Here is an 18,042-nt window from a genome sequence, read left to right as displayed (position 1 = left end):
GCGCGAGCGGTCACGCGGCGCGCTTGAGGGCGGGGCGGCGCTCCAGCGCGTGGCGCACCACGGCCTCGACCTCGGCCCGGCGCGCCCCGGCGAGCGGACGGCGCGGTGCCCGCACGTGCTCCGTCGAGCCGATGGCGAGCGCCTCCGCGAGCTTGATGTTCTGGACGAGGTAGGTCGAGACGTCGAGGTCGAGGAGCGGGCGGAACCAGCGGTAGATCTCCAGGGCCTCGGCCAGGCGCCCGGCCTTGACCAGCCGGTAGATCGCCACCGTCTCCTCCGGGAAGGCGCAGACGAGGCCCGCGACCCAGCCCACCGCGCCGACGCTCAGCGCCTCGAAGGCGAGGTTGTCCACCCCGGTGAGAACGGCGTAGCGGTCGCCGAGGAGGTTGAAGATCTCGGTGGTGCGGCGGATGTCGTCGGAGGATTCCTTGATCGCCACGAAGCGCGCGTCGTCGGCCAGCGCCTCCATGATCCGGGGCGTGACGTCGACCCGGTAGGCGACCCGGTTCGAGTAGATCATCACCGGCAGGTCGCCCGCGGCGGCCACCGCGCGCAGGGTGGCGACGGTCTCGGCCTCGTCGGTGTGGTAGATCGGGCTCGGCACCACCATCAGGCCCGAGGCCCCGGCCTTGGCGGCCTTGGCGGCGAGCGCGCAGGCCTCGCGGGTGCCGGCCTCGGAGACCGTGAGCAGCACGGGCTTCCGGCCCGCCACGCCCTGGGCGGTCTTCAGCACCGCGAGGCGCTCGTCCTGCGACAGCATCGGCCCTTCGCCGAGGGAGCCGCAGACGATGATCCCGTCGCAGCCCGCATCGAGCTGCAGCGCGAAGCAGCGCTCCATCTCGGCATGGTCGAGGTCGCCATCGGGCGTGAACTTGGTCGTGACGGCGGGGATGACACCTGTCCACATGGGGCTGGTCCTTCTTCGATCGATCGGTATCGGCCGGGAGACGAGGATCGGCCGCGCCCCGGCCTCGCGGGCGCGGCGGAGGAAAGGGGCGGTCAGGCGGCCTTCGCGGCCGCGGCGGCGGGCGGCGTCTCCGGCGCGGCCTGCATCCGGCGCCGCGGACGGGCGCGCCAGTGCAGCAGCTCGCCGACCACGCCGCGCCGGAAGAACGACACGCAGAGGATGAAGATCAGACCGATCACCACGGTGACGAGGTCGCCGATCGTGGCGAGGTAGTTCTGCAGGCCGACCACCAGGGCGGCGCCGACGAGGGGTCCGAACAGGGTGCCGACGCCGCCGAGCAGCGTCATCAGCACCACCTCGGTGGAGGTGTGGAGCGAGACGTCGTTGAGCGAGACGAGCTGGAACACCAGGGCCTTGAGGGCGCCCGCATAGCCCGCCACCGCCGCCGAGAGCACGAAGGCGATCAGCTTGAAGCGGTCGGTGTCGTAGCCGAGCGAGGTGGCGCGCGCCTCGTTGTCCCGCACCGCCTGGAGGATCTGGCCGAAGGGCGAATGCACCACCCGGTAGACGAACAGGAAGCCCGCCGCGAACAGCGCGAGGGTGAGATAGTACATCGCCGTGTCGGAGGAGAGGGCGACGAGGCCGAACAGCGTGCCGCGCGGGATGCCCTGGAGCCCGTCCTCGCCCCCGGTCCAGCGGAACTGCACCGCCGCGAAGGAGACGATCTGCGAGAGGGCGAGCGTGATCATCGCGAAGTAGATGCCGCGCCGCCGGATCGCGAAGCCGACGAGGGCAGCGGCCGCGATGCCGGCGAGGAAGGCCACCGGCATCCCGAGCGGATGGGCGCCGAAGCGGATCATCAGCGCGCCGGTGACGTAGCCCGCCGTGCCGAGGAAGGCCGCGTGCGCGAAGGAGACGAGCCCGGTGAAGCCGAGCAGCAGGTTGAAGGCGCAGGCGAACAGCCCGTAGCACATCACCTTCATGACGAAGATCGGGTAGATCAGGCCCGGCACCAGGGGCACCGCGCAGGCGGCGAGGACGAGGGCGCCGAAGATCCTCAGGGTCGGGGACAGGGACGTCCGGGCGCTGGCGGTATCGGACATGGCGGTGTCGGACATGGCGGTGTCGGACATGGCGGTGTCGGACATGGCGGCCCTCACGCTTCGCGGCCGAACAGGCCGGCCGGCCGCACCAGCAGCGCCGCCGCCATGATCACGAAGATCACCACGGTCGAGGCCTCCGGGTAGATCACCTTGGTGAGCCCCTCGATCAGGCCGAGGCTCAGGCCCGTCACCATGGAGCCGAGGATCGAGCCGAGGCCGCCGATCACCACCACGGCGAAGACGATGTTGAGCAGGCTGCCGCCCATCAGCGGCGTGATCTGCATGATCGGCGCCGCCAGCACCCCGGCGAGGCCGGCGAGGGCGACCCCGAAGCCGTAGGTGAGCGTGATCATCACCGGCACGTTGATGCCGAAGGACTGGAGCAGGCGCGGATTCTCGGTGCCGGCGCGCAGATAGGCGCCGAGCTTGGTGCGCTCGAACAGGTACCACGTGGCGAGGCAGATCAGCAGCGAGGCCGCGACCACGAACAGGCGGTACTTCGGCAGCAGCATGAAGCCGACATCGACCGGGCCCTGGAGGATCTCCGGCGGCTCGTAGCCCTGGCCCGAGACGCCGAAGGCGTAGCGGAAGCCGCCCTCCATCACCAGGGCGACGCCGAAGGTCAGGAGCAGCCCGTAGAGATGGTCGAGATGGTAGAGCCGCCGCAGCAGGGTGCGCTCGATCAGCATCCCGAAGGCCGCCACGCAGAGCGGCGCGAGCAGGAGCGCGAGCCAGAAATTCACCTGGAAATCGGGCTGGCCGAGCCAGGGGCCGAGCTGGGTGAGCCCGATCCAGGCCAGGAAGGCCGCCATCATGAACTGCGCCCCGTGGGTGAAGTTGATGATGTTGAGGAGCCCGAAGATGATCGCGAGCCCCATGCTGAGCATGGCGTAGAAGCAGCCCCCGATGAGCCCGATGGTGAGCTGGGCCAGGAAGGCCTGGAGGGTGATGTCCGGCATGGGGACCTCGACGGCATGGATGGACGGCGTGCGGTTCACGCTCCGGTGTGTGAGCCGACCCTCTCCCCGCACGCGCATGGCTGTCCGGAGGTCGGACGAGGCGCCTCTCCCATTTGGGAGAGGAGAGAGGCGCCCCGCTTCAGCCCTTGGCGTTCAGCGGGCAGGCGTCGCTCGGCTTCGGATAGACGTCGTCGCCCTTGAGCACGGCCTTCACGGTGTAGAAGTCCCAGTCGCGCTTCGAGTCGGCCGGCTTCTTGACCTGGAGCAGCAGGAGGTCGTGCACGAGGGCGCCGTCCGGCCGCAGGCGGCCGTTGCGGATCACCGCGTCGTCGATGGTCATGCTGCGCAACTGCTTCATCACCGCCCCGGCCTCGTCGGTGCCGACGGCCTGGATCGCCTTCAGGTAGCTCAGCGCCGCCGAGTACACCGCCGCCTGCGAGGCGCTCGGCATCCGCTTCATCTTCGCGAAGTACTTCTCCGCGAAGGCCCGCGAGCGGTCGTCGTAATCCCAGTAGAAGGCTTCCGTCAGGTACATGTCCTGGGCCTTGGCGAGGCCGAGGCTTTTCACGTCGGTGATGTAGGTGAGGAGCGGGGCGATGACCTGCTTCTCGCTGCGGCCGATGCCGTACTCGGCGGCCTGCTTGATGGCGTTGATGGTGTCGCTGCCGGCATTCGCGAGCGCGATCACCTGGGCGCCCGTGCCCTGCGCCTTCAGCATGTAGGAGGAGAAGTCGCCGCCCGGGAAGGGATGCCGGGAGGTGCCCAGCACCTTGCCGCCCTCGGACTCCACCACCGCGGCGGCGTCCTTCTCCAGGGAGTGGCCGAAGGTGTAGTCGGCGGTGACGAAGTACCAGGACTTCTTGCCCGCCTGCATCAGCGCCTTGGCGGTGCCCGCGGCGAGCGCGTAGGTGTTGACCATCCACTGCGCGTTGAGCGGCGAGCATTTCTCGGTGATCGCCGCCATGGCGACGCCGGCCGAGAGCATGGTCACGCGGTTCTTCTGCTTGGCGATCTCCATCACGGCGAGCGCCGTCGAGGAGGTCGGGAAGTCCGCGATCATGTCGACCTTGCCCTGATCGAACCACTCGCGGGCGAGGTTGGCGGCGATGTCGGGCTTGTTCTGGTGGTCGGCGGCCACCAGCTCGACCGGAGCGCCGAGCACCTTGCCGCCCATCTCGTCGATGGCGATCTGCGCCGCCACCGCCGAGCCGCGGCCGGTGAAGTCGGAGTAGATGCCCGAGAGGTCGTTGAGGATGCCGATCCTCACGACCCCGTCGCTGACCGCCTCGGCGGCCCGGCCGCCCGTGGCGGCGAGCGCCGCGAGCGAGACCCCGAGCACGCAAGCCCTGACCGACTGACCCACACGCGACCGCATTCCCGCCTCCTGTTCGATCCGCTTCGTTGGATGGGACGCCACACTGAACGCGACGCGGGAGACGGCTCCCGCGGAACCCGTCACAGGCCGAGCAGCCGGCCGACCTCCTCCTCGCGGGCCTCGACCGCGTCGGCGGCGATCTCCGCGGCGATGCGGCCGTGCTCCACCACGTAGTGGCGGTCGGCGAGGTGGCGGGCGAAGTGGAAGTTCTGCTCGACCAGCACGATGGTGAAGCCGCGGGCCTTGAGCAGCGCCACCGCGCGGCCGAGCGCCTCCACGATCACCGGCGCCAGCCCCTCGGTGATCTCGTCGAGGAGCAGGATGCGGGCGCCGGTGGTGAGGATGCGGCCGAGCGCCAGCATCTGCTGCTCGCCCCCCGAGAGGAGCCCGCCGTAGCTGTCGGCCCGCTCCGCGAGGTTCGGAAACATCGCCAGCACCTCGGCGAGCGGCAGGCCCGCCTCGCCGAGCCGCGGCAGCAGGGTGAGGTTCTCCTGCGTGGTCAGCGTCCGGTAGACGCCGCGCTCCTCCGGGCAGTAGCCGATTCCGAGCCGGGCGACGCGGTGGGGCGGCAGCCGGATCACCTCCGCGCCCCGCACCCGCACCGAGCCGGCCCGCCGGTCGGTGAGCCCGAGGATCGCCTTGAGGGTGGTGGTGCGCCCGGCCCCGTTGCGGCCGAGGAGCGTGATGCACTCGCCCTCGCGCACCGTCAGGTCGACGCCGTGCAGCACGTGGCTCTCGCCGTACCACGCTTCGAGGCCGCGGGTTTCGAGGACGACCGGGCGCCCGGCCGAACCTGCCTCAGCCAAACCTGCCTCAGCCATGCCCGCCCCCGAGATAGGCGGCCCGCACCGCCGGATCCTGCGAGACCGCGGCGTAGGACCCCTCGGCCAGGATCTCGCCCCGCTGGAGCACCGTGATCGTGTCGCAGAGGTCCGAGACCACCGCCATGTTGTGCTCGACCATCAGGACCGTGCGCCCGCGGGCGATGCGGCGGATCAGGCGCTTGACCCGGTCGACGTCGTCGATCGCCATGCCCTGCGTCGGTTCGTCGAGGAGCAGGAAGGCCGGATCGAGGGCGAGCGTGGTGGCGAGTTCGAGGGTGCGCTTGCGGCCGTAGGGCAGGTCGGCGGCCTTGGTCTCGACCGCGTCGGTGAGCCCGACCTCGGCGAGCAGCCCCATCACCTCCTCGTCCAGCGCCGTGAGCGAGCGCGACGAGCGCCAGAAGTGGAACTGCGTGCCGAGCCGCCGCTGGAGCGCCACCCGGACGTTCTCGCGCACGGTGAGGTGCGGGAAGGTCGCCGAGATCTGGAACGAGCGCACGAGGCCGCGCCGGGCCGTGGCGGCGGAGGATTCCGCCGTGATGTCGGTGCCCTCGTAGAGGATCTGCCCGCGCGTCGGGGCATGGAACTTGGTCAGCAGGTTGAAGACGGTGGTCTTGCCCGCGCCGTTCGGCCCGATCAGCGCGTGGATCGCGTGGCGGCGGATGCGCAGGGCGACGTCGCGCACGGCGGTGAAGCCGCCGAACGACTAGGTCAGACCGAGGGTCTCGAGGGCGATCTCCGACACGGCCCGCTTCCTTGCCAATCCCGGTTCGTAGATTGTATAAAATCTGCACTCGGTCAAGCGACAATCGAAGCCGACCATCGGCGCGGTCGGCCGGTACCGAGTTCAGGGTCGAGGATGCGCCGCCCTGCACCGCAAGCCGGGATGGCGGACGACTGAATTGACGTATAAAATATACGCGGAACGGAGACGTGGCGTGAGTTCAGGATCGGCGATCGAGAAGCCTGCCCGGGCCGGCCGGGACGGCCTGCGCCACAAGACCGTCTCGGCGGCGGTGGCCGAGGCCCTGCGCGAGCGGATCCTCGGCGGCGACCTCGCCCCGGGCACGCAGCTGCGCCAGGACGCCCTGGCGGAGGAGTTCGGGATCAGCCGGATCCCGGTGCGCGAGGCCCTCCTCCAGCTCGAAGCGAGCGGGCTCGTCAGGATCATGCCGCACCGGGGGGCAGTCGTCTCCGACCTCTCGGTGGAGGAGATCGAGGACATCTTCCAGCTGCGCACCCTGCTGGAGCCGCAGCTGCTGATCCTGTCGGCCCGCCACCTCACGGGCGAGGATTACCGGGAGCTGCGCGCGTTGCGCGACGAGTACAGCGCCGCCCTCACGGCCGGGCAGATCGACCAGTGGGGCGAGCTGAACCGGCGCTTCCACCTCGGCCTGCTGCGCCATGCCGGGCGGCCGCGCTCGCTCGCCATCGTCTCGGGGCTGCTTCAGGATTGCGACCGCCCGACCCGCCTTCAGCTCTCGCTCACCGGCGACGTGGCGCGGGCCGACAGGGAGCACACCACGATCCTCGATCTGTGCGAGGCGGGCGAGATCGCCGCCGCCGCCAACCTGCTGCGCAGCCACGTGGAGCATGCGGGCCATTCGCTGATCGCGATCTACCGCAAGTCCGCGGCGGGGTGATACGGTTTCCGGACGATCACTTTCGGAAACCGTATCATGAGCCCGCGCGGCGCCTGAGCGAGGCCGGTTTCCGCATCGCGAAGCGATCATCCGGAAACCGTATGACAAGGCCTCCGCTTGATCAAAGCGGAGGCCGGATCAGCTCCCCTCCCCGGCCAGCGGCAGGGCGGCGACGAGTTCGCGCAGGAAGGCCTGCACGGCGTGCGGCAGGCGCCGCTCGCGCATGGTCTGGACCTGGATGCCGCGCATCAGCCCGCCATGGGCGTGGATCGGGATCGCCACCAGATCCCCGTGCCGCAGGGGCGTCTGCACCGTGAGGGCGGCCATCACCGCGAGGCCGCGCGAGCGCCGCACGAAGGGCAGCAGCGCCCAGAGATTGTTGGCGGTGAGGGTCGGCTCGACCGTGATGCCCTCCGCCGCGCAGGCGGCGTCGAAGGTGCGGCGGGCCGTGGTGTCGCGGGTCGGCAGGGCGATCGGGTGGGCGGTGAGATCGGCGAGCCGCAGCAGCGGCGCCCCCGCGAGCGGATGGCCGGGAGCCGCGACCGCGATCATCGGCAGCCGGGTCTCATAGGCCACGTGCACCGGCGCGGCCGGATCGGTCGCGAAGGTCACGCCGATATCGGCGTCGCCCGCGACGACCACCTGGGTCACCTGCGCGGGCGGCAGGACCGCGAGTTCGAAGCGGATGCCCGGATGGCGCGCGTGGAACTCCGCGACGGCGTTGGGCAGCAGGTCGAGGGCGAAACCCTCCGAACTCGCCAGCCGGATCAGCCCGCGGGCGAGCCCCTGCAACTCGCGGATCTCGCTGACGACCTGATCGCTGCGCATCAGCACCTGATGGGCGTGCTGCGCCAGCAGCTCGCCGGCCGGGCTCGGCACCATCCCGCGCGGGCGCCGCTCGAACAGCACGCAATCCAGCTCGAATTCGAGATTCGCGATCTGGCGGCTGATCGCCGAGGCGGCGACATTGAGCTGCGCGCTCGCCGCGGCGATCGAGCCCGTGCGTGCGACCGCCAGGAAATACCGCAGGCTCGTCGGCTGCATCCCCGCTCCCCGGTCCGATCCTCGGTCCGCTCCGTTGCCGAATCGGCAACGATCACATCGCCAAATTCTACTTGCTGCGATCGCTTCTGCACAACATCCTGGCAGGGTCAAAAAAGCGGCACAGCTCGGGCGGATGGCAGCCGGGCACCGGGGCCGCGTTCCAGGGGCGATTCAGACATGCTGAGACAGACCTTCGCGGCCTCTTCCCTCACCGCCGGGGCCCTCGCGGCCCTGCTGCTCGCCGGAACGGCCGCCCCGGCGCTCGCCGGCAAGGCCAACGACACCCTGGTCTACGCCTCCGACAGCGAGCCCGAGAACGTCAGCCCCTATCACAACAGCGCCCGCGAGGGCGTGATCCTGGCCCGCAACGCCTGGGACACGCTGATCTACCGGGATCCCGCCACCGGGCAGTACCAGCCGATGCTGGCCACCGCCTGGAAATGGGTCGATCCGGTCACCCTGGAACTGACCATCCGCGAGGGCGTGACCTTCCACAACGGCGATGCCCTCACCCCCGAGGACGTGGCCTTCACCTTCAACTACGTGCTGACGCCCGAGGCCCGCACCGTCACCAAGCAGAACGTGGACTGGATGAAGTCCACCGAGGTGGTCGATGCGCACACGGTGCGCATCCACCTCAAGGCCCCGTTCCCGGCCGCCCTCGAATACCTCGCCGGCCCGACCCCGATCTTCCCGGCCGCCTACTTCAAGAAGGTCGGGCTCGACGGCTTCGCCAAGGCGCCGGTCGGCACCGGCCCCTACCGGATCGTCAGCGTCGACAGCGGGCGCGGCGTGAAGCTGGAGCGCTTCGAGAAGTACTGGACCGGCGGCCCGATCGCGAAGCCGAAGATCGGCAAGCTCGAATTCCGCGTCATCCCGGACGGCGACAGCCGCATGGCGGAACTCGTCACCGGCGGCATCGACTGGATCTGGCGCGTGCCGGGCGACCAGGCCGACCAATTGCGGACGGCCCCCGGCGTCACGGTGCTGAGCGCCGAGACCATGCGGGTCGGCTTCCTGCAATTCGACGTGGCGGGCCGGGCGACGGAGAAGTCGCCGCTCAAGGACAAGCGGGTGCGCCAGGCGATCTCCTACGCCATCGACCGCCAGGCCATGGTCGACAACCTCGTGCGGGGCGGCGCCCGGGTGATGAACGTGCTCTGCTTCGTCGGGCAGTTCGGCTGCGTCGACGAGGGCGCGCAGCGTTACGCCTACGATCCCGCCAAGGCCAAGGCGCTCCTCAAGGAGGCCGGTTATCCGGACGGGTTCGAGATCGACCTCGCGGCCTATCGCGAGCGCGAATACGCGGAGGCGGTGATCGGCTACCTGCGGGCGGTGGGCATCAAGGCGCGCCTCAACTACCTGCGCTACGCCGCCTTCCGCGACGCCCTGCGCGGCGGCAAGGTCTCGATCGGCTTCCAGACCTGGGGCTCGTTCTCGGTCAACGACGTCTCGGCCTTCACGGGCGTGTATTTCCGCGGCGGCGACGAGGACCTGACCAAGGACCCGGCCACCATCGCGGCGCTCCAGGCCGGCGACACGGCGGGCGATCCGGAGGGCCGCAAGGCGAAGTACCGCGAGGCCCTCTCGCGCATCGCGGGCGAGGCCTACGCCCTGCCGATGTTCTCCTACCCGTCGAACTACGCCTTCACGCAGGACCTGAACTTCACGGCGCAGCCCGACGAGGTGCCGCGCTTCTACGCCGCCTCGTGGAAGTGAGGGCCTGAGATGCTCCGCTTCGCCCTGCGCCGCCTCCTGGTGGCGCTCAGCGTGGCCGTCACCGTCTCGGTGGCGAGCTTCATGCTGCTCCACCTCTCCGGCGACCTCGCCACCGCGATCGCCGGGCCGGAGGCGACCAGCACCCAGATCGAGGCGATCCGGGTCCAGTACGGGCTCGACCAGCCGCTCCTCACGCAGTTCGCCACCTGGGCCTGGAACGCGCTGCACCTCGATTTCGGGCATTCGTTCTACTTCCGCGAGCGGGTCTCCGACCTGATCGCGGCGCGGATGCCGGTGACGCTGACGCTCGGCGTCGTCGCCCTCGCGGTGGCCTTGTTCGTGGCGATCCCGCTCGGCGTGCTGGCGGCGGTGCGCCGCGACACCTGGATCGACCGGGCGGCCCTGTTCGTGTCGGTGCTGGGGCAGGCGATGCCGACCTTCTGGTTCGGCCTCGCCCTGATCACGGTCTTCGCCGTGAACCTGCGCTGGCTGCCGGTCTCGGGCAACGCCACCTGGAAGCACTTCGTGCTGCCGGCGGTGGCGCTCGGCTACTACGCCATGCCGGCGGTGATGCGCCTCACCCGCAACGGCATGCTGGAGGTGCTCTCCTCCGACTTCGTGCGCACCGCCCGCGCCAAGGGCCTGCCGCCGCGCAAGGTCCTGATCCGCCATGCCCTGCGCAACGCCGTGATCCCGGTGATCGCGCTCGCGGCGGTGCAGTTCGGCTTCATGCTCGGCGGCTCGATCGTGGTCGAGGCGGTGTTCTCCCTGCAGGGCCTCGGCCAGCTCGCCTGGGAATCGATCGCCCGCAACGACTTCCCGGTGGTCCAGGCGATCGTGCTGGTGCTGGCGATGATCTACATCGCGCTGACGCTCGCCGCCGATCTCCTCAACGCCTTCCTCGATCCGCGGCTGCGCCAATGATCGCTCCCACCTCCTCCCCTCCGGCCGAGACCGGCCTGTCCGCCCCGGCGGCCGACGCGCTGCCCGCCGTGCGCTCGCCCACCGCCATCGTGCTGCGGCGCGGCCTGACCCATGCGGGCTTCATGATCGGGGCCGTGCTGCTCGGCCTCATCCTGCTCGCGGCCGTCGCGGCGCCGCTCATCGCACCCCACGACCCCTACGCGCAGGACGTCTCGCGCCGGCTGATCCCGCCGGTCTGGCAGGCCAAGGGCACCTGGGAGCACGTGCTCGGCACCGACAAGCTCGGGCGCGACTATCTCAGCCGCCTGATCTACGGCAGCCAGATCTCGTTGCTGATCGGCCTCTCGGCGGCGCTGATCTCCGGCCTGATCGGCACCACGCTCGGCATCCTCGCCGGCTATTTCGGCGGCCGGGTCGACGCGGTGGTGAGCTACATCGTCACCACGCGCCTCGCGCTCCCCGTGGTGCTGGTGGCGCTCGCCATGGCGGCCCTGGTCGGCGGCTCGCTCAAGGTCGTGGTGCTGGTGCTCGGCCTGCTCCTGTGGGACCGCTTCGCGGTGGTCACCCGGGCCGCGACCCGGCAGGTGCGCAGCCAGGACTTCGTGGCGGCGGCGGAGGCCGCGGGCTTCACCACCGCGCGGATCCTGCTGCAGGAGATCCTGCCCAACATCCTCAACGCCCTCATCGTGGTGGCGACGCTGGAGATGGCGCACGCGATCCTGCTCGAAGCCGCCCTCTCCTTCCTCGGCCTCGGGGTGCAGCCGCCCCTGCCCTCCTGGGGTCTGATGATCGCCGAGGGCAAGCCGTACATGCTGTTCCAGCCCTGGGTGATCACCATCCCGGGCGTGGCGCTCCTCCTCCTCGTGCTCGCCATCAACCTGCTCGGCGACGGCCTGCGCGACATCACCGCCCCCGAGGGGCGCCGCTAGCGCGGCGCCCGCCCCTCCCGCATCCCGAGTTCCCACATGTCCCGACACGACGCCATCGCGACCGCGACCCGGCACTTCGACGAGGGCGGCTTCCTCGCCACCCTTCAGGACGCCGTCGCGCGCCCCACCGAGAGCCAGGCCCCCGGCCAGATCCCGGCCTTGACCGCCTACCTCACCGAGTTCCTCGCACCCGCCGTCGCGCGCCTCGGCTTCACGAGCCGCCTCCTCGACAACCCGGACGGCACGCACGGGCCCTTCCTGATCGCCGAGCGCCGCGAGGGCGAGAACCTGCCCACCGTGCTGATCTACGGCCACGGCGATACCGTGCGGGGCTATCCCGAGCAGTGGCGCGAGGGCCTGCATCCCTGGCGGATCACCGTCGAGGGCGAGCGCTGGTACGGACGCGGCACCGCCGACAACAAGGGCCAGCACCTCGTCAACCTCGCGGCCCTGGACGCCGTGATGCGGGCCCGCGGCGGCCGGCTCGGCTTCAACGCCAAGCTCATCATCGAGATGGGCGAGGAATCGGGCTCCCCGGGCCTGCGCGAGATCTGCCGTCAGGAGGGCGCGGCGCTCGCCGCCGACCTGCTGATCGCCTCGGACGGACCGCGGGTCAGCGCCGAGCGGCCGACCGTCTTCCTCGGCTCGCGCGGGGCCTTCAACTTCGAGCTGATCATCAACCTGCGCGAGGGCGGGCACCATTCGGGCAATTGGGGCGGGCTCCTGCGCAACCCCGGCACGGTGCTGGCGAACGCCATCGCGAGCCTGGTGGATGCCCGCGGGGCGATCAAGGTCGAGGCCCTGCGCCCGCCGCCGATCCCGCCGGGGGTGCGCGCGGCGCTCGCCGACCTCACGGTGGGCGGCGACCCGAACGCGCCGGCGATCGACGCCGATTGGGGCGAGCCGGGCCTGAGCGCCGCCGAGCGGGTGTTCGGCTGGAACGCCCTCGAAGTGCTGGCCTTCAAGACCGGCGACCCGGAGGGCCCCCTCAACGCGGTCCCCCCCTCCGCCAAGGCGACGCTCCAGCTGCGCTTCGTCGTCGGCACCGACTGGCAGAACCTGATCCCGGCGATCCGCGCGCATCTCGACGCGCACGGCTTCCCGATGGTCGAGGTGCGGCCCGCCCGCACCGAGGTGTTCCGCGCGACCCGCCTGCCGGTGGAGGATCCGTGGGTGGAATGGGCTCTCGCCTCGATCGCCGAGAGCACGGGCAAGCGCCCGGCCCTGCTGCCGAATCTCGGCGGCTCGCTGCCCAACGACGCCTTCTCGGAGATCCTCGGCCTGCCGACCCTGTGGGTGCCGCATTCCTATCCGGCCTGCTCGCAGCACGCCCCCGACGAGCACACGCTCGGCCCGATGACCCGCGAGGCGCTCGGCCTGATGGCCGGCCTGTTCTGGGATCTCGGCGAGACCGGCCCCGCCGTCCTCGCCCGCCGCAAGGCCGCCTGAGGGAAGCGATCATGACCGAGCCCGTCGTCCGCATCAGCAACCTGACCCTCGCGCTGCCCAAGGGGGCCGACCGGCCCCACGCGGTGGAGGACCTCTCCCTCGACCTGATGCCGGGGCGCATCCTCTGCGTCGTCGGCGAGTCGGGCTCGGGCAAGTCGATGAGCGCCTACGCGCTCACCGGCCTCCTGCCCCGGGTGCTGCGGCCGACGGGCGGGCGCATCCTGTTCGAGGGGCGCGACCTCCTCACCCTCGACGAACGGGCGTGGCGCGACCTGCGCGGCCGGCGCATCGCCATGATCTTCCAGGAGCCGATGACGGCCCTGAACCCGGTGATGCGCATCGGCGACCAGATCGCCGAGATGTACGAGGCCCACGGCCTCCTCACCTCGGCCGAGCGGCGCGCCCGCGCGGTGGCGCTCGCCGCGGAGGTCGGCCTGCCCGACCCCGAGACGATCGTGCGGGCCTATCCGCACCAGCTCTCCGGCGGCCAGCGCCAGCGGGCGATGATCGCCATGGCGCTCGCCCTCGAACCCACGGTGCTCGTCGCCGACGAGCCCACCACCGCCCTCGACGTGACGACCCAGGCGCAGATCCTGAAGCTGATCCGCGACCTGCAGCAGCGGCGCGGCATGAGCGTGCTGTTCATCACCCACGATTTCGGGGTGGTGGCGGACATCGCCGATCACGTGGCGGTGCTCCAGCGCGGCCGGCTGGTGGAATCCGGCACCGCCCGGGCGGTGCTGGAGAACCCGCAGCACCCCTACACCAAGGCGCTGCTCGCCGCGGTGCCGAGCCTCGCCCCGCCCGCGCGGGCGCCCGTCGACCACGAGCCGGTGGTGCTCCAGGCGGTCGGCCTCACCAAGACCTACACCACCCGCACCGGCCTGTTCGGCCGCCCCCGCGTGGTGCCGGCGGTGAAGGAGGTGGCCTTCGACCTGCGGCGCGGCGAGACGCTGGGCCTCGTCGGCGAATCGGGCTCGGGCAAGTCGACCACCGCGCGGCTCGCGATCCGGCTGGTGGAGCCCGACCGGGGCACGGTGCGGCTCGGGGATCTCGACTACACGCGCCTCGACGCGGCGGGCCTGCGCCGCGAGCGCAAGCGGATCCAGATGATCTTCCAGGATCCCTTCGCCTCGCTCAATCCCCGCCGGACCGTCGAGCAGATCATCACGGCGGGACCGATCGCCCACGGCGTCCCGGCCGCGAAGGCGCGGGCGCGGGCGCGCGAACTCCTCGACCTCGTCGGATTGCAGCCGAGCGCGGCGGAGCGCTACCCCAACGCCTTCTCGGGCGGCCAGCGCCAGCGCATCGGCATCGCCCGGGCGCTCGCCATGGAGCCGGACGTGCTCGTCGCCGACGAAGCGGTCTCGGCCCTCGACGTCTCGGTGCAGGCCCAGGTGCTGCGCCTCCTGGAGGAGCTGAAGCAGCGCCTCGGCATCGCGATGCTGTTCATCACCCACGACCTGCGCGTCGCCGCCACGATCTGCGACCGGATCGCCGTCATGCAGCGGGGCGAGATCGTGGAGCAGCGCCCCACCGCCGAGCTGTTCCGCGCGCCGGCCCATCCCTACACGCGCACGCTGCTCGCGGCGGTGCCGGGCTTGGCGCTGGAGGCGGAGCGCGGCGCCGCGTGAGCCGGGCGGCGCACCGCCCTTCACCGGGCCGGTGTGGCGCGCCCGCCGCAACTTCAGGAAAAGAACGCCGGCCCGGATGACCGCCGAGACGAATCCGGCGCGCTGCCGCTAGGATTCCCGGCGCGCTTCAAGCGGCGGCTCGGGTCTTGCACGACATGCGTTCCATCTTCCTGGGTCTCGCGGCGCTCGCGGTCACCACCGGCCAGGGCGCCCTGGCCGCGGATCTCGCGGCTCCGGTGCCGGCCTACGTCGCGCCGGTGCAGCCCCTGAGCATCGTGTCCGAGTTCCGCATCGGCGGCTCGGTGCAGGACCCGTTCAGCCCGGAGAGCGGCAGCGGCAACGTGGTGGCGGAGGTGCTGCTCGCCAAGCCGACCCTCACGCCGGACCCGTTCTGGAACCAGTTCATCCCGCGCCCGACCGTGGGCGGCAGCTACAACACGGCCGGCCGCACCAGCTACGCGTATCTCGGCGCCACCTGGACCTTCGACATCACCGACCGGATCTTCGTCGAGGGCTTCTTCGGCGCCTCGTTCCATAACGGCATCACCGGCCGCTTCATCCCGCCGGGCTTCAACGCGCTCGGCTGCTCGCCGCTCTTCCGCGAGGCGGCCTCGATCGGCTTCCGCCTCACCGAGCACTGGAGCGTGCTGGCCACGGTCGAGCACCAGTCCAATGCCGGCCTGTGCGTGGCGAATCGCGGCCTGACCAATTTCGGCGGCAAGATCGCCTACACGTTCTGATCCCGCCGCCGGTCCCATCGGAAGCGCCGGCGCCCTCGTGTAGACCGGTCGGGCAGCCGCACGAGAGCAGGATCCGATCGCGGTGCAAGCGGATCCTGCTCCCGATCGTTGTTTTTGACGCATTGTCTGCGAAGAACCGGCATCCACTTCGTCGGAAAATGCTCTCAGGTCCGGGAAGCCGAAGCCGTGGTCGTCCTCAACCGCATCTACACCCGCACCGGCGATGCCGGCACCACCGCGCTCGCGAGCGGCGAGCGGCGCTCGAAGGCGGATCTGCGCATCGAGACCTACGGCACCGTCGACGAGACCAATGCCTGCCTGGGTCTCGCCCGCCAGCACACGACGGGCGACCTCGACGCAATGCTCTCGCGCGTCCAGAACGACCTGTTCGATCTCGGCGCCGATCTGGCCACGCCCGAGAGCGACACCCCGCCCGCCTACGAGCCCCTGCGCATCGTCGCCGCGCAGGTCGAGCGGGTCGAGCGGGAGATCGACGCGCTGAATGCGGGCCTCCAGCCGCTGCGCTCCTTCGTGCTGCCGGGCGGCACCGCCGCCGCCGCCGCGCTCCACCTCGCCCGCACGGTCTGCCGCCGGGCCGAGCGGCTGGCCGTGGCGCTCGCCGCCGTGCCGGAGGAGCGCGTCTCGCCGGTGGCGATCCAGTACCTCAACCGCCTGTCCGACTTCCTGTTCGTCGCCGCCCGGGTCGCCAATGACGGGGGCGCGCGGGACGTGCTCTGGGTGCCGGGCCAGAACCGCACCTGAGGGCCGCACCTGAGGGCCGCACTTGGGCTGAATGGCATCGGGTCCCCTGCGGAGGGGTCCTCGCGCGGGGCCTCGGCGCGCCATACCGCATCTTCGAAAAAAATCTGACGCCGCGTCGGCGGGCGGCCATTCCCCCCGCCTCAGTCCGCGTTGACAATTCCGAAAATCGGCCGTTACGGTCCGCCACCCTGCTCCCCTGGGGATGGTCGGCCCTCGCAAGCGCCGCGCGCGCGACCGCCCGATCGTCCCGGCCCGGAAGGATGCGACGATCATGAAGGTTCTGGTGCCCGTCAAGCGGGTCGTTGATTACAACGTCAAGATCCGGGTCAAGCCGGACGGCTCGGGCGTCGAACTCGCGAACGTCAAGATGTCGATGAACCCCTTCGACGAGATCGCCGTCGAGGAGGCCATCCGCCTCAAGGAGAAGGGCAAGGTCACCGAGATCGTCGCGGTCTCGATCGGCCCGCAGCAGGCCCAGGAGACCATCCGCACCGCGCTCGCCATGGGCGCCGACCGCGGCATCCTGGTCAAGACCGACGTCACGGTCGAGCCGCTCGCCGTCGCCAAGCTCCTGAAGGCGCTGGTCGAGAAGGAGGGTCCCGACCTCGTCATCCTCGGCAAGCAGGCCATCGACGACGATTCCAACCAGACCGGCCAGATGCTCGCCGCCCTGCTGGGCTGGCCCCAGGGCACCTTCGCCTACAGGCTCGAGGTCGGCGAGGGCGCGATCGACGTCACCCGGGAGATCGACGGCGGCCTCCAGACCCTCGCCCTGCAGCTGCCCGCCATCGTCACCACGGACCTGCGCCTCAACGAGCCGCGCTACGCCTCGCTGCCCAACATCATGAAGGCCAAGAAGAAGCCCCTCGACACGGTCGAGCCGGAGGCGCTCGGCGTCGATGTGACGCCGCGCCTGAAGGTGCTCAAGACCGTCGAGCCGGGCGGGCGGCAGGCCGGCGTCAAGGTCGCCTCGGCGGCCGAGCTCGTCAACAAGCTGAAGGTCGAGGCCGGCGTCCTCTGACGCGCCTCCCATTCGAGGACACGCACATGGCCACCCTCCTCCTGGTCGAGCACGCCGATGGCAAGCTCAAGGATGCCAGCCTCAAGGCGCTGACCGCGGCCAAGCAGCTCGGCGCTCCCGTCCACGCCCTGGTGACCGGCGCCGGCAGCCGGCCGGCGGCGGAGGCCGCCGCCAAGCTCGACGGCGTCGAGAAGGTGCTGCTGGCGGACGACGCCGCCTTCGACCACCTGCTGGCCGAACCCACCGCCGCCCTGATCGCCGAACTCGCGGCCGGCTACGACGCCGTGATCGCGGCGGCGAGCACGGAGGGCAAGAACGTGCTGCCGCGCGTGGCCGCCCTCCTCGACGTGGCGCAGGTCTCCGACATCATCAAGGTGGTGTCGCCCGACACCTTCGAGCGGCCGATCTACGCGGGCAACGCCATCCAGACCGTGCAGGTGAGCGAGCCCAAGAAGGTCGTCACCGTGCGCACCGCGGCCTTCAAGGCGGCGGAAGCGGGCGGGGTGGAGGCCCCGGTCGAAGCGGCCGCGGCCGGCGCGGCGCCGATGGCGAAGTCGTCCTTCAAGGGCGAGGAGATCGCCAAGTCGGACCGTCCGGAGCTGGCCGCGGCGCGGATCGTGGTGTCGGGCGGGCGCTCGCTCGGCTCGGCGGAGAAGTTCAAGGAGCTGATCGAGCCGCTCGCCGACGCGCTCGGGGCGGCGGTGGGCGCCTCGCGGGCGGCGGTGGATGCGGGCTACGCGCCGAACGACTGGCAGGTGGGCCAGACCGGCAAGGTGGTGGCGCCGGATCTCTACGTGGCGGTGGGGATCTCCGGGGCGATCCAGCACCTCGCCGGCATGAAGGACTCCAAGGTGATCGTGGCGATCAACAAGGACGAGGAGGCGCCGATCTTCCAGGTGGCCGATTACGGCCTGGTCGGTGACCTGTTCCAGGTCGTGCCCGCCCTCAAGGACGAGATCGTCAAGGCCAAGGGCTGAGCCCGCTTGTCACGAGACGGAGCCGTGTCGTCTCG

At 70.9% G+C, this 18,042-nt stretch carries 17 protein-coding genes; 10 read left to right on the top strand and 7 right to left on the bottom strand.

The genetic code is table 11. From position 1 onward, the window contains the following. Positions 1-10: 10 nt before the first annotated feature. From ACE101_RS17320 to ACE101_RS17295, 6 genes are all read right to left on the bottom strand, one after another. Positions 11-907: a dihydrodipicolinate synthase family protein gene (locus ACE101_RS17320; protein WP_379131862.1), complete on the bottom strand. Its 897-nt coding sequence runs from the start codon at positions 905-907 to the stop codon at positions 11-13. 92 nt (positions 908-999) lie between these two features. Then, positions 1,000-1,980: a branched-chain amino acid ABC transporter permease gene (locus tag ACE101_RS17315; protein WP_379138750.1), complete on the bottom strand. Its 981-nt coding sequence runs from the start codon at positions 1,978-1,980 to the stop codon at positions 1,000-1,002. 83 nt (positions 1,981-2,063) lie between these two features. Next, positions 2,064-2,969, bottom strand: a complete 906-nt coding sequence (locus tag ACE101_RS17310) for a branched-chain amino acid ABC transporter permease (RefSeq protein WP_379131859.1) — start codon at positions 2,967-2,969, stop codon at positions 2,064-2,066. A 139-nt stretch (positions 2,970-3,108) separates the two neighbouring features. Further along, a complete protein-coding gene (locus ACE101_RS17305; RefSeq protein ID WP_379131856.1) occupies positions 3,109-4,344 on the bottom strand; it encodes an ABC transporter substrate-binding protein in 1,236 nt (411 codons plus the stop codon). Positions 4,345-4,424: 80 nt separating this feature from the next. Then, the gene (locus ACE101_RS17300; RefSeq protein WP_379131853.1) at positions 4,425-5,165 is read right to left on the bottom strand and encodes an ABC transporter ATP-binding protein; all 741 of its coding nucleotides are present in this window, start codon (positions 5,163-5,165) and stop codon (positions 4,425-4,427) included. After that, positions 5,158-5,850 (bottom strand): ABC transporter ATP-binding protein, encoded by a 693-nt coding sequence (locus tag ACE101_RS17295; RefSeq protein ID WP_379131851.1) that lies wholly within the window; start codon positions 5,848-5,850, stop codon positions 5,158-5,160. Before ACE101_RS17295 ends, ACE101_RS17300 begins: the two co-directional genes overlap by 8 nt. A 253-nt stretch (positions 5,851-6,103) precedes the next feature. Between ACE101_RS17295 and ACE101_RS17290 the strand changes: the two genes are divergently transcribed. Further along, positions 6,104-6,808: a GntR family transcriptional regulator gene (locus ACE101_RS17290; protein ID WP_379131848.1), complete on the top strand. Its 705-nt coding sequence runs from the start codon at positions 6,104-6,106 to the stop codon at positions 6,806-6,808. Positions 6,809-6,946: 138 nt separating this feature from the next. On the opposite strand, the gene ACE101_RS17285 is transcribed toward ACE101_RS17290, so the two are convergent. Next, entirely contained in the window at positions 6,947-7,852 is a 906-nt protein-coding gene (locus ACE101_RS17285) for a LysR family transcriptional regulator (protein ID WP_379131846.1), read from the bottom strand. A gap of 177 nt (positions 7,853-8,029) precedes the next feature. Between ACE101_RS17285 and ACE101_RS17280 the strand changes: the two genes are divergently transcribed. The 9 genes from ACE101_RS17280 to ACE101_RS17240 all read left to right on the top strand — a co-directional run bounded on the left by ACE101_RS17280 (position 8,030) and on the right by ACE101_RS17240 (position 18,007). Further along, complete coding sequence (locus ACE101_RS17280) at positions 8,030-9,571, top strand: ABC transporter substrate-binding protein (RefSeq protein ID WP_379131844.1); 1,542 nt, start codon at positions 8,030-8,032, stop codon at positions 9,569-9,571. Between the two features lie 9 nt (positions 9,572-9,580). Continuing rightward, a complete protein-coding gene (locus ACE101_RS17275) occupies positions 9,581-10,495 on the top strand; it encodes an ABC transporter permease (protein ID WP_379131841.1) in 915 nt (304 codons plus the stop codon). Further along, the gene (locus ACE101_RS17270) at positions 10,492-11,424 is read left to right on the top strand and encodes an ABC transporter permease (protein WP_379131838.1); all 933 of its coding nucleotides are present in this window, start codon (positions 10,492-10,494) and stop codon (positions 11,422-11,424) included. The genes ACE101_RS17275 and ACE101_RS17270 overlap by 4 nt, the downstream gene beginning before the upstream one ends. 36 nt (positions 11,425-11,460) lie before the next feature. Continuing rightward, positions 11,461-12,873, top strand: coding sequence for a M20 family metallopeptidase (locus ACE101_RS17265; protein WP_379131835.1), 1,413 nt, complete (start codon positions 11,461-11,463; stop codon positions 12,871-12,873). Positions 12,874-12,884: 11 nt separating this feature from the next. Beyond that, the gene (locus ACE101_RS17260; RefSeq protein ID WP_379131833.1) at positions 12,885-14,507 is read left to right on the top strand and encodes an ABC transporter ATP-binding protein; all 1,623 of its coding nucleotides are present in this window, start codon (positions 12,885-12,887) and stop codon (positions 14,505-14,507) included. A gap of 155 nt (positions 14,508-14,662) precedes the next feature. Further along, positions 14,663-15,247 (top strand): acyloxyacyl hydrolase, encoded by a 585-nt coding sequence (locus ACE101_RS17255; protein ID WP_379131831.1) that lies wholly within the window; start codon positions 14,663-14,665, stop codon positions 15,245-15,247. Between the two features lie 186 nt (positions 15,248-15,433). Next, a complete protein-coding gene (locus ACE101_RS17250; RefSeq protein WP_379131828.1) occupies positions 15,434-16,009 on the top strand; it encodes a cob(I)yrinic acid a,c-diamide adenosyltransferase in 576 nt (191 codons plus the stop codon). Positions 16,010-16,280: 271 nt separating this feature from the next. Beyond that, a complete protein-coding gene (locus ACE101_RS17245; protein WP_379131825.1) occupies positions 16,281-17,030 on the top strand; it encodes an electron transfer flavoprotein subunit beta/FixA family protein in 750 nt (249 codons plus the stop codon). Between the two features lie 26 nt (positions 17,031-17,056). Continuing rightward, a complete protein-coding gene (locus ACE101_RS17240) occupies positions 17,057-18,007 on the top strand; it encodes an electron transfer flavoprotein subunit alpha/FixB family protein (protein WP_379131822.1) in 951 nt (316 codons plus the stop codon). Positions 18,008-18,042 lie beyond the last annotated feature (35 nt).

Origin of the sequence: Methylobacterium carpenticola, assembly GCF_042748905.1 — a bacterium.
GTDB lineage: Bacteria > Pseudomonadota > Alphaproteobacteria > Rhizobiales > Beijerinckiaceae > Methylobacterium > Methylobacterium carpenticola.
This window is presented reverse-complemented; position numbering and strand designations above follow the sequence as displayed.

What these genes read in the sequence shown, in the direction of transcription:
- ACE101_RS17245 (WP_379131825.1), top strand. Translation starts at nt 16,281, where the DNA reads ATGAAGGTTCTGGTGCCCGTCAAGCGGGTCGTTGATTACAACGTCAAG.
- ACE101_RS17265 (WP_379131835.1), top strand. Translation starts at nt 11,461, where the DNA reads ATGTCCCGACACGACGCCATCGCGACCGCGACCCGGCACTTCGACGAG.
- ACE101_RS17275 (WP_379131841.1), top strand. Translation starts at nt 9,581, where the DNA reads ATGCTCCGCTTCGCCCTGCGCCGCCTCCTGGTGGCGCTCAGCGTGGCC.
- ACE101_RS17280 (WP_379131844.1), top strand. Translation starts at nt 8,030, where the DNA reads ATGCTGAGACAGACCTTCGCGGCCTCTTCCCTCACCGCCGGGGCCCTC.
- ACE101_RS17300 (WP_379131853.1), bottom strand. Translation starts at nt 5,165, where the DNA reads ATGGCTGAGGCAGGTTTGGCTGAGGCAGGTTCGGCCGGGCGCCCGGTC.
- ACE101_RS17260 (WP_379131833.1), top strand. Translation starts at nt 12,885, where the DNA reads ATGACCGAGCCCGTCGTCCGCATCAGCAACCTGACCCTCGCGCTGCCC.
- ACE101_RS17285 (WP_379131846.1), bottom strand. Translation starts at nt 7,852, where the DNA reads ATGCAGCCGACGAGCCTGCGGTATTTCCTGGCGGTCGCACGCACGGGC.
- ACE101_RS17270 (WP_379131838.1), top strand. Translation starts at nt 10,492, where the DNA reads ATGATCGCTCCCACCTCCTCCCCTCCGGCCGAGACCGGCCTGTCCGCC.
- ACE101_RS17255 (WP_379131831.1), top strand. Translation starts at nt 14,663, where the DNA reads ATGCGTTCCATCTTCCTGGGTCTCGCGGCGCTCGCGGTCACCACCGGC.
- ACE101_RS17310 (WP_379131859.1), bottom strand. Translation starts at nt 2,969, where the DNA reads ATGCCGGACATCACCCTCCAGGCCTTCCTGGCCCAGCTCACCATCGGG.
- ACE101_RS17320 (WP_379131862.1), bottom strand. Translation starts at nt 907, where the DNA reads ATGTGGACAGGTGTCATCCCCGCCGTCACGACCAAGTTCACGCCCGAT.
- ACE101_RS17305 (WP_379131856.1), bottom strand. Translation starts at nt 4,344, where the DNA reads ATGCGGTCGCGTGTGGGTCAGTCGGTCAGGGCTTGCGTGCTCGGGGTC.
- ACE101_RS17240 (WP_379131822.1), top strand. Translation starts at nt 17,057, where the DNA reads ATGGCCACCCTCCTCCTGGTCGAGCACGCCGATGGCAAGCTCAAGGAT.